Source organism: Shimia sp. MMG029 (assembly GCF_027947445.1).
Lineage (GTDB): Bacteria > Pseudomonadota > Alphaproteobacteria > Rhodobacterales > Rhodobacteraceae > Shimia.
In genome coordinates this window covers 128,200-145,080 of record NZ_JAQJIM010000004.1, presented here as the reverse complement: position 1 = coordinate 145,080, position 16,881 = coordinate 128,200, and the positions used below count along the sequence as shown (strand labels likewise).

18 protein-coding genes are annotated in these 16,881 nt (G+C 58.2%); 8 read left to right on the top strand and 10 right to left on the bottom strand.

Annotation, left to right across the window (positions count from 1 at the left end; all coding sequences use genetic code 11):
* The first annotated feature begins 17 nt into the window (after positions 1 to 17).
* The gene (locus PJL69_RS11940; RefSeq protein ID WP_209097879.1) at positions 18 to 887 is read left to right on the top strand and encodes a branched-chain amino acid aminotransferase; all 870 of its coding nucleotides are present in this window, start codon (positions 18 to 20) and stop codon (positions 885 to 887) included.
* Between the two features lie 124 nt (positions 888 to 1,011).
* A complete protein-coding gene (locus PJL69_RS11935) occupies positions 1,012 to 1,935 on the top strand; it encodes a DMT family transporter (protein ID WP_271309845.1) in 924 nt (307 codons plus the stop codon).
* Between the two features lie 3 nt (positions 1,936 to 1,938).
* Here PJL69_RS11935 and PJL69_RS11930 read toward each other — a convergent pair whose 3' ends face one another.
* From PJL69_RS11930 to PJL69_RS11910, 5 genes are all read right to left on the bottom strand, one after another.
* Complete coding sequence (locus PJL69_RS11930) at positions 1,939 to 2,610, bottom strand: HD domain-containing protein (RefSeq protein ID WP_271309844.1); 672 nt, start codon at positions 2,608 to 2,610, stop codon at positions 1,939 to 1,941.
* Positions 2,610 to 3,716, bottom strand: a complete 1,107-nt coding sequence (gene aroC, locus PJL69_RS11925; RefSeq protein ID WP_271309843.1) for a chorismate synthase — start codon at positions 3,714 to 3,716, stop codon at positions 2,610 to 2,612. The genes PJL69_RS11930 and aroC overlap by 1 nt, the downstream gene beginning before the upstream one ends.
* 93 nt (positions 3,717 to 3,809) lie before the next feature.
* A complete protein-coding gene (locus tag PJL69_RS11920; RefSeq protein WP_271309842.1) occupies positions 3,810 to 5,849 on the bottom strand; it encodes a hypothetical protein in 2,040 nt (679 codons plus the stop codon).
* Positions 5,850 to 5,948: 99 nt separating this feature from the next.
* On the bottom strand, positions 5,949 to 6,317 hold the full coding sequence (locus PJL69_RS11915) for a VOC family protein (RefSeq protein WP_271309841.1): 369 nt from the start codon (positions 6,315 to 6,317) through the stop codon (positions 5,949 to 5,951).
* Positions 6,314 to 6,973 (bottom strand): potassium channel family protein, encoded by a 660-nt coding sequence (locus PJL69_RS11910; RefSeq protein ID WP_271309840.1) that lies wholly within the window; start codon positions 6,971 to 6,973, stop codon positions 6,314 to 6,316. The genes PJL69_RS11915 and PJL69_RS11910 overlap by 4 nt, the downstream gene beginning before the upstream one ends.
* A 191-nt stretch (positions 6,974 to 7,164) precedes the next feature.
* Between PJL69_RS11910 and PJL69_RS11905 the strand changes: the two genes are divergently transcribed.
* From PJL69_RS11905 to msrA, 5 genes are all read left to right on the top strand, one after another.
* The gene (locus PJL69_RS11905) at positions 7,165 to 8,049 is read left to right on the top strand and encodes a DMT family transporter (RefSeq protein WP_271309839.1); all 885 of its coding nucleotides are present in this window, start codon (positions 7,165 to 7,167) and stop codon (positions 8,047 to 8,049) included.
* Between the two features lie 57 nt (positions 8,050 to 8,106).
* Positions 8,107 to 8,820 (top strand): cytochrome c biogenesis CcdA family protein, encoded by a 714-nt coding sequence (locus PJL69_RS11900; protein WP_271309838.1) that lies wholly within the window; start codon positions 8,107 to 8,109, stop codon positions 8,818 to 8,820.
* Positions 8,821 to 8,835: 15 nt separating this feature from the next.
* A complete protein-coding gene (locus PJL69_RS11895) occupies positions 8,836 to 9,243 on the top strand; it encodes a thioredoxin family protein (RefSeq protein ID WP_209097870.1) in 408 nt (135 codons plus the stop codon).
* Positions 9,244 to 9,379: 136 nt separating this feature from the next.
* Positions 9,380 to 9,832, top strand: coding sequence for a peptide-methionine (R)-S-oxide reductase MsrB (gene msrB, locus PJL69_RS11890; protein ID WP_271309837.1), 453 nt, complete (start codon positions 9,380 to 9,382; stop codon positions 9,830 to 9,832).
* The gene (msrA, locus tag PJL69_RS11885) at positions 9,829 to 10,329 is read left to right on the top strand and encodes a peptide-methionine (S)-S-oxide reductase MsrA (protein WP_271309836.1); all 501 of its coding nucleotides are present in this window, start codon (positions 9,829 to 9,831) and stop codon (positions 10,327 to 10,329) included. The genes msrB and msrA overlap by 4 nt, the downstream gene beginning before the upstream one ends.
* 207 nt (positions 10,330 to 10,536) lie before the next feature.
* Here msrA and PJL69_RS11880 read toward each other — a convergent pair whose 3' ends face one another.
* The 3 genes from PJL69_RS11880 to queG all read right to left on the bottom strand — a co-directional run bounded on the left by PJL69_RS11880 (position 10,537) and on the right by queG (position 13,882).
* Entirely contained in the window at positions 10,537 to 11,868 is a 1,332-nt protein-coding gene (locus PJL69_RS11880) for a DUF2793 domain-containing protein (protein ID WP_271309835.1), read from the bottom strand.
* Between the two features lie 148 nt (positions 11,869 to 12,016).
* Positions 12,017 to 12,724, bottom strand: a complete 708-nt coding sequence (locus tag PJL69_RS11875) for a substrate-binding periplasmic protein (protein WP_271309834.1) — start codon at positions 12,722 to 12,724, stop codon at positions 12,017 to 12,019.
* A gap of 87 nt (positions 12,725 to 12,811) precedes the next feature.
* A complete protein-coding gene (queG, locus tag PJL69_RS11870) occupies positions 12,812 to 13,882 on the bottom strand; it encodes a tRNA epoxyqueuosine(34) reductase QueG (RefSeq protein WP_271309997.1) in 1,071 nt (356 codons plus the stop codon).
* Positions 13,883 to 14,079: 197 nt separating this feature from the next.
* Here queG and PJL69_RS11865 point away from each other — a divergent pair, with 197 nt between their 5' ends.
* The gene (locus PJL69_RS11865; RefSeq protein WP_271309833.1) at positions 14,080 to 15,378 is read left to right on the top strand and encodes an FAD-dependent oxidoreductase; all 1,299 of its coding nucleotides are present in this window, start codon (positions 14,080 to 14,082) and stop codon (positions 15,376 to 15,378) included.
* Positions 15,379 to 15,424: 46 nt separating this feature from the next.
* Here PJL69_RS11865 and fzlA read toward each other — a convergent pair whose 3' ends face one another.
* Positions 15,425 to 16,090 carry an FtsZ-binding protein FzlA gene (gene fzlA / locus PJL69_RS11860; protein ID WP_271309832.1) on the bottom strand — a complete coding sequence of 222 codons (666 nt, stop codon included), beginning with the start codon at positions 16,088 to 16,090 and terminating at the stop codon, positions 15,425 to 15,427.
* Between the two features lie 69 nt (positions 16,091 to 16,159).
* On the bottom strand, positions 16,160 to 16,876 hold the full coding sequence (gene mtgA / locus PJL69_RS11855) for a monofunctional biosynthetic peptidoglycan transglycosylase (RefSeq protein ID WP_271309831.1): 717 nt from the start codon (positions 16,874 to 16,876) through the stop codon (positions 16,160 to 16,162).
* Between the last annotated feature and the right edge of the window lie 5 nt (positions 16,877 to 16,881).

Below are 16,881 nucleotides of genomic sequence, written 5' to 3'. Positions count from 1 at the left end.
AGGCGAAAGGAACAACCATGGCAGGTGCATATGACGATCGCGACGGCGTCATCTGGATGGATGGCGAATTTGTGGACTGGCGCGAGGCCAAGGTCCACGTCCTGAGCCACGCCCTCCATTACGCGAGCTCCGTTTTTGAAGGCGAGCGTGCATATAACGGCAAAATCTTCAAAAGCGTTGAGCACAACGAGCGCCTCTTCAAGAGCGCAGAGGCATTGGACATGCCAATGCCGATCTCTCTGGAGGAACTGGAAGCGGCCAAACAGGAAACGCTCAAGAAATCCGGCCTGCAAGACGCCTATGTGCGTGTTGTTGTGTGGCGTGGCTCCGGCGATGACATGGGCGTCGCGTCTGCGGCGAACCCGGTGCGTGTGGCCATCGCCGTTTGGCCATGGGGCGCCTACTATGGCGACGCAAAGATGCAGGGTGCCAAGCTTGATATTGCCGAGTGGAAACGTCCGAGCCCGGAAACCATCCCAGTGCATGCCAAGGCGGCAGGTCTCTACATGATCTGCACCATCTCCAAGCACAAAGCCGAAGCCAAAGGCTGCTCAGACGCGCTGTTCATGGACTATCGCGGGTACGTGGCCGAAGCGACCGGCGCAAACATCTTCTTTGTGAAAGACGGCGAAGTGCACACACCGACACCGGATTGCTTCCTCAACGGCATCACCCGTCAGACCGTGATCGGCATGCTGAAAGACAAAGGCATCAACGTGATTGAGCGTCACATCATGCCTGAAGAGCTGGCCGACTTTGAGCAATGCTGGCTGACCGGCACCGCCGCCGAAGTGACCCCAGTGGGCCAGATTGGCGACTACACTTTTGAGGTGGGCGACATCACCCGCGACATCGCGGAGTCTTACGAAAAGCTTGTGCGCTCTTGAACACACGCACCCATGATTGAGACAGAGGCCCTCGGGCCTCTGTTTTGTTTTCAGGCCACACCTTGCCATCTCTGGCCCTCCAGTCCAGTGTTGCCGCACCCAAAGTCAGCGCAGGACCGCTTGCATGAACCCCCTCAAAGGCATCGCACTGAAAGTCAGCGCCATCGCACTGTTTTCTGTGATGGCAGCGCTGATCAAAGCCACCGCATCTGATGTCCCAGCCGGGCAGGCCGTTTTCTTTCGCTCGTTCTTTGCGCTGTTTGTGATCTTTGGTTGGCTGATTTATCGCCGCGAGTTGCCTCGGGGCCTGCGTGTTCAAAACGGCATGGGGCATGTTTGGCGCGGGGTGATCGGCACCACCGCCATGGCCATGAACTTTGCCGCACTTGGCCTGCTGCCCCTGCCCGAAGTCACCGCCATCGGCTTTGCTGCGCCGCTGCTCACGGTGATCTTTGCCGCAATGTTTCTTGGCGAGGAGGTGCGCGCCTTCCGCCTCTCTGCTGTGGGTCTGGGCCTGATTGGTGTCACCATCGTGCTTTGGCCGCGCATCACCTTCTTTGATGCGGATCAGGCTTCAGCCCTGGCCAGCCTCGGTGTTATGCTTGTGCTTGGCTCCGCTGTCTTTCGGGCGTTGGCGCAAATCCACATCCGCAAACTCGTGCAAACCGATCAGACCTCCGCGATCGTGTTCTATTTCTCGCTTACGGCAACCGGTCTTTCGCTTCTGACACTGCCATTTGGCTGGGTGGTCCCCACATGGGAACAGGCTGCCATGCTCACCATTGCCGGGCTGATTGGGGGTTTCGCACAGATCCTGCTGACGTCTTGCTACAGGTTTGCACCTGCCTCAGTGGTGGCGCCTTTTGATTATGTGGCGATGCTGTTTGCCTTGCTGATTGGCTACGTCTGGTTTGCTGAGATCCCAACCAAGCAAATGCTCATTGGCGCAACAGTTGTGATCCTTGCCGGGGTACTGATTATCTGGCGCGAACGCCAATTGGGCATCAAACGCGGCAGAGCCCGCCCCGGGATCACCCCACAGGGCTAAAACTCACGCCCAACTGTCCGGCAGATCCACGCCCAACTCACCAGCCAGAACCTCGGCAAATCGACGCATGTTCGCCACCCGCTCCCGCGCGATCGCCTTGCCTGCTTCGGTCAACATATCTGCCTGCAGCCGGAACAATTTGACCGGCCAATGATCCAGCGCAAAGGCCGCATCATCCAGATCCCGCGCGGTGGCAAACGGATCATTGGGATCATACAAATCTGTCCCCAACGCACCGCTGACGGCAAAAGTGCGGGCAATCCCAATCATCCCCAGCGCATCCAGCCTGTCCGCATCCCGCAAAATCCGTGCTTCTTTGGATTTGGGCGCAATCCCAGCCGAAAAGCTATGCGCCGCAATCGCATGCTGCGCCGCGGCCACTTGCCGCCTGTCAAACCCCAGCTCACTCAAAACAGGCGCCGCAGCCGCGGCCGCCAAAGTACTCGCCTTGGAGCGGTTCGGCGCATTCTTGGGCAGGTTCACCAAATCATGCAAATACGCCGCGCCAAGCAGAATCTTCAGATCGACCTCCCCCTCAGCCAGCGCGATACGTTGCACAAGGGCCCAGACACGATCCAGATGCGCCAGATCATGCGCACTGTCTTTGGCCATCCGCACAGCGGCAACATCGCGCAATGATCCGCGCAGCGCTTCCAGTTCCGCCAAGTCCAGCATCAGCCAATCTTGCCCTGATTTTCCCCGACCTGGCCCCGATGAAGCAGCAGGTGATCCAGAATGACACAAGCCATCATCGCCTCTCCCACAGGCACCGCGCGAATGCCCACACAAGGGTCATGCCGCCCCTTGGTGATCACCTCGGTTGGGCTCCCATCCAGCCGGATCGACTTGCGCGGCGTAAGGATAGAGCTGGTCGGCTTGACCGCAAAACGCACCACCACATCCTGCCCTGTGGAAATCCCACCCAGAATGCCGCCTGCATGATTGGAGGAGAACACCGGCTGACCATCATTGCCCATGAAGATTTCATCCGCGTTTTCTGAGCCTTTCAGCCCAGCCGCAGCCATGCCTTCGCCAATCTCCACACCTTTCACAGCGTTGATGGACATCATCGCAGCCGCCAGATCCGTATCAAGCTTGCTGTAAATCGGTGCGCCGATCCCGGCGGGCACATTGCGCGCCACAACTTCGATCACACCACCCACGCTGTCATGCTCTTTGCGCAGCGCTTGCAGATAGTCTTCCCACTCCTGCGCAGCCTCTTTGCCCTGCGGGATCCAGAAATCATTGCCGTCAATCGCATCCCAGTCAAAGGCATCACGATCAATTTCCATCGCACCCATCTTGGTCATATAGCCTTTGATCTCAAGGCCCGGCACCAACGCCTTGATGGCTTCGCGCGCTATGCCCCCTGCGGCGACACGCGCCGCCGTTTCGCGCGCAGAGCTGCGCCCGCCACCGCGATAGTCGCGATTGCCGTACTTCAGGTGATAGGTGATATCGGCATGCCCAGGCCGGAAAGTCTGGCTGATCTCACCATAGTCGCGGCTGCGCTGATCGGTGTTTTCGATCATCAACTGGATCGACGTGCCTGTGGTTTTGCCTTCAAACACACCCGAAAGGATTTTCACCGCATCAGGCTCATTGCGCTGTGTGGTGTTTTTGTTCTGGCCGGGACGGCGCTTGTCCAGCCAATGCTGCAACATGGCCTCATCCACCGGAACGCCGGGGGGGCATCCATCCACTGTTGCGCCCAGTGCAGGCCCGTGGCTCTCGCCCCAAGTGGTGACGCGAAAAAGGTGTCCAAAGCTATTCATCGACATGCGCAGGCTCCTGTTTGTGGCACCTTTAAACAGAATGCGCGCCGTGGGGAAGCCAGACAGGAAAGAATGCGGGATCTGTGGCGCAATTCACCGCTATGAAAATGGAGCAGATGCCTCAGAGTTGGCGTTTGCTGCTGCGTCCTCTTTCCAATCTCCAAACAAGGCAAATCGTATCTTAGGACCCGACAACGCTTTCCAGACCTCATAGTCGGTGAAATACCCGGAATGCCCGCCCGGAGAAACAGGGATATTGCAATCCTCAGCAATCAGTCCGCCGTCAATCTTGGTGCCCACAAAATCATCGTGACGGAAGATATTGAACCAACGTGCATTCAATGCCGCCGGGTCCACTGTGAACAACTCAGGGAAATACGTCTGATAGATATGCGTCACCGGCGACCCCATTGTCACCAGCGTAACTGGCTTCCCAGCAATACGTTTCTGCACCCGAGGGTCGGCCAACATGCGGGTGGCCACCACCGTACCCTGAGAATGCGAAATCACCGTGATCTTATCAGGCGTAAACACTTGCGTCGCATAATAGAGGGTGCGAAAAAACCGCTCCTCAATCGCATCACGCGGCGGATAGTTCTTCTTGCGCGCAGCCAAATCCCAATCCAAAGCACAGCGATCGCGAATGGCATAGGTCACGATATCACGCGCCACGCCAAGCCCCGCCGCCACAAAGCCTGAAAACCGATATAGCAGCGCAATCGCACCCACAACAAACAGGCCGATTTGGCCTTCGTGCCGCGCCAGCCATTCCATTCGCCTACCCAGCCAATTGCAACTTGTTGCTTCAGTGACCAAATCCACGCTGCACAAAGGGTCAACCTTCAAAACAACTGTCAGGATCGCCCGCGCGGCCATCGCGGCCAATACAATCGCACTCAACCAGAACACCCGCTGTGCCCATCGATTCAATATGGCACGGCGCAGACCATCGCCCTGTTTGTACAACTCATACGCATGCACCTTGCGCAGAATAAACAGCGCCACGCCGACAACACACAGCAGAACCACAGCAACAAAAACCACGCTCACCGAATTGATGGCTTCAATCAGATGCACATCCAAAAGTGATCTCATCTCAGAGTTTTGAAGTGCGGGTACACTGGAAACGATCTTTTCATAGCTCAGCCATAGCCCTGAAATAAAGAACATCCAAAGCACCATCATACCTGCACAAATCGCAGGATAAAGCCGCCGATGCCCTGCTATCTTGTCCCCAATATCAGGCGCGGTGGTGGACGTGACCAGCATCAAAACGCTCAGCAGGCACTGGACTGCCCAAAACACTCCCAAAACGGCGATCTGTACGCCCACAAACTGCGCCATCGGGTCTTTTTCTGCCTCAGACATGGCCGAAAGCGCTTCTTGGGGCACAAACAAGCCAATGTGCCACAAACCCATGAATTGTGGGCCCGTTACCAAAAGGAACAATAGGGCCCCGCCAACGATAGAAATCCCACGCCAGAAAACACGACGCAGATAGGTTGGCGCCTTATGCCAACGCGCCAGCCCCATCCAAACAAAGCCACCATAAAGCGCGAAAAGCCCCAAGAACTGATACAGCTCTTTGGTGGTACCCCACTTTTCTGCTGGAAACAGCTGGTCCAAAAACGCAAAGGCAGACCCCAAGAGCAGGTAAACGTTCAACGTCGCCAGCCCGCCAAAGAAAAACCACGTAAACAAATGCACAATCCGCGCAGGCACCGTGTCGCGTTCCCCAGCGGCACCTGCCGCAACCCCTTTGCGCCGGTGGGTCTGCTCCACATTGTCCATCGCCAGATAGCCCAGCGCCAGAACAACCCAGATCAAATCGAAAATCGTGTTGATCACCCCTTTGGGCGCAGGTGAGCGATCCGCCCAGAACACCTCTGCAAACAGCGCCACGTCCTCGTCATTGCCCGGCTCTGTCACATGCCGCAGATGCACAGGGAACAACTGTGCATTTCTGCTGCTGCCATTAAAGTGATTTTCCGCCAGCTCAATCATGCTGCGCTTCACAACAACCGCTGGCTTTCTTTTGCCATCCACCCAGGTTGTTGCCGCGCCCACCACCTGATCCACGGTTTCACTGGGCTTCTGTTCGCCCACACCATGCACCGTCAGGACAAGATGCTTCCCCATCGTCCCGCTCCCAATCTCTCAAACCAATGTTGGCAGTTTATCACAAATTCGGAAGAACCTGAAACGCCATGGCGCAACACAACAGGCGCGCGCGCAGTGCTACAAAAAACACTGCACCTCGATCTGGTAGCCATTTGGATCGCTACAGAAAAAACCATAGATGCCGAAACGCGCGATCTCTTCTGGTGGTCCACGCAGATCAGCCTGCGCTGCCATCAGCCGCGCATAAGCCTGATCCACGCCCTCAGGATCCGCGACAACAAGGGTGATCATACTGCCTTCAGGCTGCACCACCCGCCCCTCAAAGGTCTCGCAAACGCCTATCTGCGCACCGGGCCCCGTTTCAAACATCATCGCGCTGCCCGCATCCCGCACGACTTTCAGCCCGAGCGTATCACGATAAAAGCGCACACATGGCGCGAGCGCGTCGGTATACACCCAACTGATCTGAGCCTGCACAGCGCTCATTTCAGCCGCCCGACGATACGACCGATGAAAATCGCTACAAACATCGTGCCCACAATCGCCTGCAACCCCGTCAGCACCCGCGGCAGGCTCGCCGCAGGAGTCATTTCGCCGTACCCAACGGTCGTCATGGTGATCATCGAGAAATACACAAAGGGGGCACGCTCCCCCTGCACATCCGGTGGCAGGTTGAATGCACCAGGATGCGCCGCCTCGATCCGCCAGTAGATCACCCCCCAAAGCATCGCCATCAACAGATAGCCAAACACACCGCTGGACAGCCGCTCATATTCCGAATGCACAGGCCCGATCAGCTGCCAGAAACTGGTGATCATCGCGCCAAACAGCAATATCCCGGCCAAAGCGGCAAGTAAGCCATCCGCTTTCACCCCCCAGAACTCATGCAGCACGATCAGCAGGATCCACGCCACCACAGGCACGCCCATGGCAAAGCGCAACACCGTGTTATGCCCGGTCGCGCCGACGATCCCCACAAACAAAGCGCTCAACCCCCAAAGGCCCGCAGAATCCGCCCAATGGACACGGTCTTCAAACCCATCAAGCAGGATCAACGCCACCAACAGCGCCAGCAATATCGACCACCTGTGGGTCTGAAAAAACGCCCTGGCCTGCGCAGGCAATGGCTTCAAATCACTCACTCTCTCATCCTTAAGCGTCATTCCAATGCCCCTTGTCCAAGGCCCGCCACTCTACCCTACTCACGCGACAGCCTGCACGCAAAGCCGCATCCGCTTTTGATCCATGTGAGCAAAGGTTGATTGCGATCAAACCAAAGTTGCGGTTACATCGGAAAAACCAAAACGAATTACAATAGGTTGAGACGAGCAGGATGGATTATCGCGCAATAGGCATGGGGCTTTTGTTCGCTCTGATCTGGTCATCTGCTTTCACATCTGCGCGTATCATTGTGGCGGATGCCCCTCCTTTGGCGATCTCCTCCCTGCGGTTTGCGCTTGCCGGCGCAATCGGGGTGCTGATCGCCCGCGCGCTTGGTCAGAGCTGGCATCTGAGCGCGGCCCAATGGCGTGCCATCCTGATTTTCGGCCTGTGCCAAAACGCGCTCTATCTGGGCCTGAACTTCACCGCCATGACCACAGTCGAAGCCTCGCTCGCCTCCATCATTGCCTCCACCATGCCGCTGATCGTGGCGCTTCTTGGCTGGTCAGTGATGGGAGAGCGCCTGCCCCCAATGGCCGCGCTTGGTCTCGTGGTTGGATTTGGGGGGGTGATCCTCATCATGGCAGGGCGGCTGCAACAAGGCGTGGATCTCTTTGGCGTGCTGCTTTGTGTCATCGCCGCGCTGGCCCTCGCCATCGCCACGCTCACTGTGCGCAATGCCTCTGGCGGGGGCAACGTGCTGATGATCGTGGGACTACAGATGTTTGTCGGCTCCATCACACTTTTCTTTGCCTCACTCCTGTTTGAAACTTGGGTGTTCAACTGGAACCCTGTCATGATCGCTGCCTTTGCCTATACCGTTTTGGTGCCCGGGCTTCTGGCGACATGGATCTGGTTTTCGCTTGTCGGCCGCATCGGCGCGGTCAAAGCCTCCACCTTTCACTTCCTCAACCCCTTCTTTGGCGTCGCAATCGCCGCTGTTGTGCTTGGAGAAACCCTGCAACTCACCGATCTGATCGGCGTGGCGGTGATCTGCGCAGGCATCTTGGCCGTGCAGATTTCCAAGCAAACGAAACAAATCAACACGACCACGTGATCACCCGTTAGCAGGGTTTGACATGACAGCACGCCAGCACCTTGGCAAAACAACGCCATGGAGTTTGTGTTTGCATATGCCGCTGGTCTGCTGACCTTAATCAACCCCTGCGTGATCCCGGTGCTGCCGATTGTGCTGGCCACCGCACTGCAGGCCTCAAAACATGGCCCTGCGGCCCTGGCCTTGGGCATGAGCATCAGCTTTGTTGTGCTCGGCATGGCTGTCACCACCTTTGGCTACGCCATAGGTCTCACGCCCGAAACCCTTTCGCAAGCAGGCGCGGTACTGATGATTGTATTTGGCGCAATCCTGCTGATCCCGCGCTTTTCCATGGCGTTTTCCACCGCAACAGCTGGCGTCGCTGCCAAGGCCGATAGCGGTATGAACAGCGTGGATCACACCACTCTGCGCGGTCAGTTCCTTGGGGGCTTGCTGCTAGGGGCCGTCTGGTCACCCTGTATCGGTCCCACTTTGGGCGGCGCTATCTCTTTGGCCAGTCAGGGCGAAAATCTCGGCTTTGCTGCGCTGATCATGGTGGCCTTCGCTGCCGGTGTCTCCACCCTGATCCTTGGGCTTGGCTATGGCGCCCGCTCAACCATAGGCCGCCATCAGGCCACCATGCGCGCCATCGCCGCCAAATCACGCCCTATAATGGGGATCATCTTTCTCGCAACAGGTCTCGCTCTCTTCTTCAACCTGCATCACGTGATCGAAGGCTGGCTGCTCAGTGTCATGCCCGCGTGGCTCGTAGACTTGTCTGTATCTGTTTAACCAAAGGAGTATTTCATGCACCGCCGTACATTTCTCACCGCCTCCGCCGCTGCGCTACTGGCCCCTTTTGCCGCCCGCGCCGCCACCGACTACACCCCCGGCCTCGTGAAACAACACCTCGCCAAAGGGGACATCGTGTTCCTTGATTTCTCCGCCACATGGTGCGCCACCTGCGCCACGCAAGAGCGTGTGGTCAACGAACTGATCGACGAAAACCCGGCCTATGGCGAAACCATCACCTTCATCAAGGTCGACTGGGACACCTACCGCAAGGCAGAGCTGACCAAGAGCCTCAAAATCCCGCGCCGCTCTACACTTGTGGTGCTGAAAGGCGATCAAGAGCTTGGCCGCATCGTCGCTGGCACGTCAAAATCTCAGATCAAAGGCTTGCTTGACACAGCGCTCAGCGCCGCCAACGCCTAGCCCCCAAAACGCCACGCCAGCGACCTGTGTAATGACGCTGGCGTGATCCCCCTTTTCATCCCCCCCGTATCTCCCATATTCCAAAGGGACAGAACATGCGCCGTGCCCTGACGCGCAGCAAGGGAAGGAGTGGCCAATGACCACCTATAAACGGGATATGGACGCCATCGCGGCCCTGACAGACGAACAACACTGGGTCACCCAGGAAAACGGCACAGAGCGCCCCGGCTCTGGCAAACTGCTCTACAACAAAGAGCCCGGCCTCTATGTCGATGTGGTCTCTGGCGAGCCACTGTTTGTCAGCTCTGACAAATATGAAAGCGGCTGCGGCTGGCCCAGCTTCACCAAACCGGTGGAAGCGGCTTTTGTCACCGAACACCACGACGCCACCCACGGCATGATCCGCACCGAGGTGCGCTCCAAACACGGCGACAGCCATCTGGGCCATGTCTTCCCTGACGGTCCCAGCGACCGTGGCGGTCTGCGCTACTGCATCAACTCCGCCTCTTTGCGTTTCGTGCATCGCGACGATATGGAGGCAGAAGGCTATGGCGCCTATCTCGACCAAGTAAAGGAGATCGACCAATGAGCGAACGCGCAGTACTGGCAGGCGGCTGCTTCTGGGGTATGGAAGACCTGATCCGCAAGATGGACGGGGTTCTGGCGACCCGCGTGGGCTATACCGGTGGCGATGTCCCCAATGCGACCTACAAAGATCACGGCACCCATGCCGAGGCCATCGAAATCACATTCGATCCGGCCAAGACTTCTTTCCGCAAGCTTCTGGAATTCTTCTTCCAGATCCATGACCCGACCACGGTGAACCGTCAGGGCAATGACATTGGCACCTCCTACCGCTCCGCCATCTTCTATGTGGATGACACGCAAAAAGAGATGGCGATTGACACCATCAAAGACGTCGAAGCCTCCGGCCTCTGGCCCGGCAAAGTCGTCACCGAAGTCACGCCGGTCAGCGATTTCTGGGAAGCCGAAGAGTATCATCAGGATTATCTGGAGAAAAACAAAGGCGGCTACACCTGCCACTTCGCCCGCCCCGATTGGGTCCTGCCCAAACGCGCAGGGTGAAGTTCAGCGTAACATTCCAAGCCCCGGCCATGCGCCGGGGCTTTTTGTTGAGAGCATAGTCGTAAAATTCCAAGTTATACGGGCGGCGAAGCCGACCAGCCCCCGACCCTCCCCACGGGAGGGGGCTTCACCCCCACCCAGGGCCGGGGGCTGGCCTATCTGACCGGATGCACGCCTTGCTGATGTCTGAGCGTATGGACCAAAGCGCTAATACCACCGCCCATGCGCACTCAGATAGACCCGCGCACTGTCTGAAGCCGCGAAATCCGTCAGCCCACTGATCCTGTGCAACGTTGCCCGCGCAGAACTTGCGCTCATCGCTTCCATCCCCACGGCACCGACCTCACTTGCAACCGGTGTCGCATTGCTTGCCAGATCCTCCCCATCCAGCGTCGCAGTCACCACCGGTGCAGTGGCAAAAACCGCAGGATAGCTCCAGTCAGCAGCCAGCCGATGCACCGCATCAAAGCTCAGGTCCAGCGTATGCGAACAGATCATCGTCCCATCCGCCCATTTGGTGAAAGCCCCATTGGCACCGCTGCCCTGCTCGATCACTGCACCGGTTGGCACTCCGCTGCTCTCTGACACCGTGCCCACCAGAGACCCACTGCCCCAAAGCCGCTGCCACGCCCCCCAGACGCCACCATCCAGCCGCCTTAGGTAAAGCGCCCCATCGCTCTTCTGGTCACACAGCATCTGAAACCCGCCATCGGATTCTGATTTCGCCACCCAAACAGCGTGCCGCCCGCTCAACCCTGTCGGCACATTGGCTGCCGCGTCAGCATTAACAGAGACTATTCCGCCTGAATTTGCTGCATCCAGATCCGTTACCTCCGGTGCTGCACCGCTTCCAAGCCCAAAGCCACCCACCGTCAAAAGCCGCCCCGCGGTGGCGTCCAGCGCATCCCCCTGCACCGCGCTCCCGCTCAAATGCCCCGTGGCCGCCTCCACCTTAAGCGCTGTCGTCCAACTGCTCCCATCAGGCGAGACTTTGATCGACCAGTCGTTTTCACCGGCCAGCCCCATCTCCGCATGGCCCGTCCAATTGGATTGGAACAACAGCGAAGCTGTGTCGCCAGCGGATGCCTTATTCAGCTTGAGCTGATGCCCTGCCCCGTCATGCGACAACAGCGTGGCCTCCGCCGCCACCGACAATCGATTCACCGCATCCGGCGTGGCCCCCAGCCCCAGCTGGTCAAACGACAGCCCCGCCCACTGTCCTCCGCGATAAATCCGCAACGCCTGCTCCGCCTCACCAAAGGCGCGCCATCCTTCTTGCGGGGCGAGATACAGCCAGCCGCCATTGGCCCAGACCGCCAGCATCCCGTCCTGCCCGGCCCAATCCCCGCTTGCGCCAACCCCCAGCGCGTAGCGCTCTCCCTCAGCCGCGCCAACAGGCGGATCCACCGCATCAAAGGCTTTCACCGACAAACCCACCAAGGCATCCAGATATTCCAGTGCCTCATTGTGAGTCACATGCTTCTGGGCCTGCGACGGCTGAATAAAGGGCATGTCCAAATTCGGTGATCTCTCAAACATCGCGCGATCCTTTCGGGCAGGTGTGGCCAAAGCTGCCCAAACCCTGCGCAAGAGAGATCAACACTTCCTGACACCACCGCACGCAGGCAAAGAAAAACCCCGCACACCTTCAGATGTACGGGGCTCTTCAGATCAGCTGCAGCGCGCCTTACAGCGCCCCGTTGAACCGATCCCGCGCCGCGCGTCCAGCATCGCTGTTTTCAAAACACACATGCAGGTCGTGCTCCGCCAGAGGCACCGCATGGAACGTCAAAGCGCCGGCGTGGTCCGCCAGGCTGGCCTCTGTCGCCATCAGATGCTCAAACACGTTGCGATCAATCACCACCGCATCAATCCGCCCTGCAGCCACTTTGCTCAAATTGCTCGCATCGGTCGGCCCTGCGTCCACTTTCAGACGGCCATCGGCCACCATCGCGTCAAAGGTTTCTTCATTCAGGTATCCCTGAACCACACCAATTTTGTAAGCGCTCAGATCGCCATGACCGCTCCAGTCAAATGCATTGTCCGAACGGTGGACAAAACCCACAGGACTTTTGCCATACGAAGCGGAATACAGGCAGCGATCCCCAGACGCTTCCGCATCCGCCGTGCTGTCGTAATACTCAGGATAAACGCCAATCCAGGCAGGATCTTTGGCCGCCAGATTCACCGCGCGGTTCCAGGGGAACACTTGCACCGTTGCCGTGTCACCCGCCGCGGCAAACGTGCTGATCACAGCCTCAGAGCTGGCACCACTGCCATCCGCCATGACATAAGGCGGCCACTCCAGAGTGGTCAGCTTAACAGCTTCCGCATAAGCAGCCGGGGCAACAACAGCCGCCACAGCCAACGAAAGTAGACATTTCGAAACGCGCATCCGCGATCCTTCCTCTATGAACGAAACATTGCGCGGAAAGGACCATGATTCCGCTAAAAGAAGGTTACGCAGCAAAGGCCGCGACCATCACAATTTTCCGAAATCTGTCTGGATCTCATCTTTGCGCAAACGCCCCATGGCCCAGCGTGCCGCATCCGCCACGGTTTCATCCGCATCCTGCAACAACGGCGCCACGACGGCACATAAATCCGCATCTTCTGAATTGCCGATTGCATAAAGCACATTGCGCACAAATCGGTTGCGCCCAATCCGTTTGATCGGAGAGCCGGAAAAAAACGCCCGGAATCCCGCATCATCAAATTGCACGAGCTCTGCAAGCTTCGGCGCCTTCAGCTCTTCTCGCGCGTGATACTTCATTTCCCGCGCATCTTGGGCAAACTTGTTCCACGGACAGGCGGCCAGACAATCGTCGCAGCCATAAATCCGATTGCCAAGCAGCGGACGCAACGCCTCATCCACCGGCCCATGCGATTCAATGGTCAGATAGGAAATGCACCGCCGAGCGTCGATCTTATGAGGCGCAGGAAAGGCATTGGTCGGGCACGCATCCAGACACGCCCGGCAAGAGCCACAGTGATCCACTTCCGCTTTGTCGATATCCAACACCGCAGTGGTGAACACCGAGCCAATAAAAAACCAAGAGCCCAGATCCCGGCTCACCAGATTGGTGTGTTTGCCCTGCCAGCCCAGCCCCGCCGCCTGCCCCAAAGGTTTCTCCGGCACGGGCGCGGTGTCCACAAACACCTTCACCTGCACCTCTGGATCTGTCTCCGCAATCAGCCAGCGCGCCAGCCGCTTCAGCCGTTTTTTGACGGTATCGTGATAGTCCTTGTTCTGCGCATAAACCGAAATGGCGGCACGGTCAGGGTGGGCATGCACTTCTGTGGGATCATGTGTGGGCGTATAGCTTTCCCCCAGCATGATCACAGATCGCGCCTCCGGCCACAAAACGCTGGGATCCCCCCGCCAATGGGTGCGCTCTCCCAGCCATTTCATCTGCCCGTGATAGCCTTTGGCCAAAAAACCGGCCAGATCCGCACCCACATGGCGCACCGCATCAGGCCGGCACACCCGTGCCAGATCAAAGCCCATTTCCAAAGCTTCGGCTTTCATGCGTTGAGTCAGATCTGCTGACATGCGCGGCCCTGTGTCCTTTGCCAAAGTAGCTCCCCTCTACCTGCGCTCAGCGCGCAAGCCAATAGAAACAAGGCCGATGCCAGCAAAGGCAAAAACAGATGCAGGCTACTCCTTCTGGGCTTTGCTCTTGACTGCCGACCACCTGAGGGGTCTCTTGCCCCTCTAAGGCAGCCCAGGAAGACCACGGAGCAGACTGAATGGATCAACAAACGGATCACACCGACGTCCTTGTTATCGGCGGGGGCACCGCTGGTTTTGGTGCCGCAATCGCTGCGGCGCGGGCTGGTTTGCAGGTGACCCTTCTGGAAGCGAGTTCCAAAGTGGGCGGTGTGATGGCATTCTGCCCGGGAATGCCTTGGGGCGGAGCCTACCCGATGGATCGCATCGTAGGGGGCCTGATTGAAGAGCTGACAGATCGGCTGGCGTCCATGGAACCACCTGCTGCCGAAAAACGCCCCTGCGCTTTGGAAAATTTCGGTCCTGAAATCATTTACGATCATGACATTGCCACCGTCACCATGTTTGAGATGCTCGAAGAGGCAGGCGTGCGTGTGAGGCTGGGCGCAATCGCCATCACGCCGGAAATGGACGGCGACAGGATTGCCACGGTTGCCTGCTGTGACAGAAACGGGCCTTTCGGGGTCCATCCGAACATTGTGATCGATTGCTCGGGTGACGGTGATATCTCAGCGAAGGCCGGTGTGCCCTACACTTTGGGGGACGCGTCTGGAAACATGATGGCTGTGACGATCTCTTTCTTCATGATGAATGTGGATGCAGCCCGCGCCTTTGCAGACCCCGATCCCTATTTTCAAAAATATGCTGAGAAAGGCATCGCGGAGGGTCGCCTACATGCGGATCTGGCGAAACTCTACCTGATGCCGGGCTTTCATGACGGCACGGTTTTCTGCAACTCCGTCCATGTGCGTGGCGTAGATGGCACCGCCCCCACCGCCGTTGCTGCGGCCACGCAAGAAGGGCGCAGGCGCTGCCACCAGCTGGCGCAGTTTTTGCAAAGCGACGTACCCGGATTTGAAAAGGCACATATGGCAATGTTGTCGCCCACCGTTGGGGTGCGTGAAACGCGCAAACTGCAAGGGGTCTACCGCTTAACGGGCGAAGACCTCGCACGCGCAACCAAATTTGCCGATGGCGTTGTGGCCTGTGACAACCCCGTCGACGATGTGATGCGCGCAGAGGGTGACATGACCCACCACGCAGCAATCGAGGCGGGCCAGTTCTACACGATCCCTTTCCGGTCGCTGCTGCCTGAAAAAATCACCAACCTAATGTTTGCTGGGCGCATTCTCTCCGCAGACCCAGTGGCATTTGCGTCCGTGCGGGGCATGCCCCAATGCATGGTCATGGGACAGGCAACCGGCACCGCCGCCGCACTTGCATTGCACGCCAAGATCGCCGTGCAAGAGGTTTCAACAGACCAGCTTGTTCAGTCGTTGTCACGGCAGGGCGTCAACAGATTGCACGCTGCGGGGTGACTTTGCCTGCGCGCTTATGCGCTGGTTTGCAAACCGATCTTAAGGATCAGAAATCCAAATCAGCGTAATGCGCGGGTGGCGGGAACCCCGGCACCTGATCGGCCAGAATGGCGCGGAAAGCCGGGCGCGACTTGATCGTCGCATACCAGTCTTTCACCACGGCCGAACGGTTCCAATCCACATCCGAAATATAGTCCAGCGCACTCAGATGCGCGGCAGCGGCAAAATCCGCCATCGTCATCATATCGCCCGCCAGCCAGCGGCGATGATCCAGCAGCCAGTGCATATAGTCGAGGTGATATTTGATCGCCTTCGCCCCGGCCTTCACATTGGAACTGTCGGGATAGCCCGTGCCCATCAGCTTGCGGTTGACCCGCTCATACAGCAGCTTTGAGGTGACCTCGTGGTGAAACTTGTCATCAAACCACGCCACCAGACGGCGCACTTCATAGCGCCCATCTGCATCCTTGGGCATCAGCGCGGGCTCTGGGTATTTCTCTTCGAGATACTCACAGATCGCCCCACTGTCGGCCATCATCTTGCCGTCCATCTTCAGCACCGGCACTTTCGCGGCTGGATTGCGGCGCAGAAAATCCGGATCCTGCTCCCAATAGCGCTCTTCCACCAGCTCCACCTCAAGCCGCTTTTCGCCCATGCACAGGCGCACCTTGCGGCAGAAAGGAGAGAGCGGAACATGGAACAGACGATTCATCGGCAAAATCACAGTTTTCTTGAATGCAGTGTGGGGTTTGATCCTCAATGCCCTGAGAGGTCAGATTTTTCAATCCGCAAAACACGCATCGCGCCCATCCGCGCGTATCGTTGCCGCCCCATCCAAGATCGCCGCTGACCGCTTGCGCAGCCTTGCTGTTGGCTTGCTGGCAGACCGCGCCTTGGGATTGGGCAACACCGCCGCCAATCGCGCTGCCTGCACCGCCGTCAACTCCTCAGGCCCCACACCAAAATAGTGTCGCGCCGCCGCCTCAACGCCAAACACCCCCTCATCGAACTCCACCACATTCAGATAGACCTCGAGAATGCGCCGTTTCGACCAGACCATCTCCACCAAAGGCGTCATCAGCGCCTCCAGAGATTTGCGCAACCAATTGCGCCCCTGCCAGAAATAGACATTTTTGACGGTCTGCTGGCTCAGCGTGCTCGCCCCGCGCCCAGCGCCTTCGGCGATCGCACTACGGATCGCGCGCATGTCAAACCCCCAGTGCAGACAGAAATTCGCATCCTCCGCCGCCACCACAGAGCGCTGCATCACAGGCGCCACCTGCCCAATCGGCACCCATTGCCGATCAATCGAGCCAAGCCGCCGCTTTTCTCCCACCATGGTCCAGGTGATCGGCGGGTTCACCACCGCATAAAGCAGCACCGACAACACAACCAGCACCACGCCCCACAGCGCAACCCGCCGCAGCCAAGTCCGCAAACGTGTCCACTGGCGTTGCACCGCCCCAGCTGTTTTCTTTTTGCTCTTTGTCTTGGCCATCGCCC